At 40.9% G+C, this 868-nt stretch carries 1 protein-coding gene; it reads right to left on the bottom strand.

Annotated features, from left to right (window positions below; translation table 11 throughout):
- A partial coding sequence (locus OCV61_RS09655; RefSeq protein ID WP_262582774.1) for a recombinase family protein occupies nucleotides 1–868 on the bottom strand: 868 nt, incomplete at both ends.

Genomic DNA, 868 nt, shown 5'->3' with positions numbered 1-868 from the left:
CCTCACGCAGCTTCTCTGTATCGAACTTCTGAATTCCCAAGAAATCTTTTAGTTTTATTTTATCAGAAAGTTCATTTTGTTCAAGAAGCTTTTTACTATTCTTCGCATCTTCTATCTTTCGTTTTATTTCATCCAGCTGTACACTTATCTTTTCAGCTCTCTGCTTATACGAATCACGATCTATACGACCATCTTTGTAATCATCATAGAGTTTCATCTTTTCCGAGGTCAACTGTCGGCTCTGTTTTTGCAATTCTGTAGTATTGATCTCTTTGTATTCACATTGTCTTTTGGAAGATACTTTCTTTCCTTTTTTCAACATTGACGCTGCATACTGACGGACAAGCCCAAGGATATTCTCCTCCATCGGTTCCCTACGAATCACCAGACTTCGGCACACAGGATCACCATTGGTTCTGGCATCTGAACATTTCAGCAGATGCTCTGTTTCTTTTAACAGAGAATGCCCACAGTTGGCACATATCAGCAAGGCCGGCTGTTTTTTACGTCTTTCCAGAGTAAAATTGGTGCGTGATTCTGCAACACTTCTCTTCTTTTTCGGATGCATTTCATTTGCTTTTTCAAACAATTCCCTGTCTATAATTGCCGTATGATGATTTTCCAGGCGAACCCATTCTGTTTCATCATTCAGAACTGCTTTATGGCCCGTATGCATACTGCAACGTGTTTTGCCCCAGATTCTGGTTCCAATATAAATCTCATCCCGGACGATTGCCGATACTGTCGTAGGGCTCCAGTGTTTCTTTTTGATCGTGTCAAACCTCTGGAACTGCACCTGATCCCCTCTTGATAATTTCTGCTCATCACAAGTAGCAATCGCCTGTCTGTTCAATTCCCTTGTAATATC

This window comes from Blautia ammoniilytica, from assembly GCF_025566965.1.
GTDB lineage: Bacteria > Bacillota > Clostridia > Lachnospirales > Lachnospiraceae > Blautia_A > Blautia_A ammoniilytica.
The sequence above is the reverse complement of the archived record's forward strand: the minus strand, read 5'-3'. Positions and strand labels throughout refer to the sequence as shown.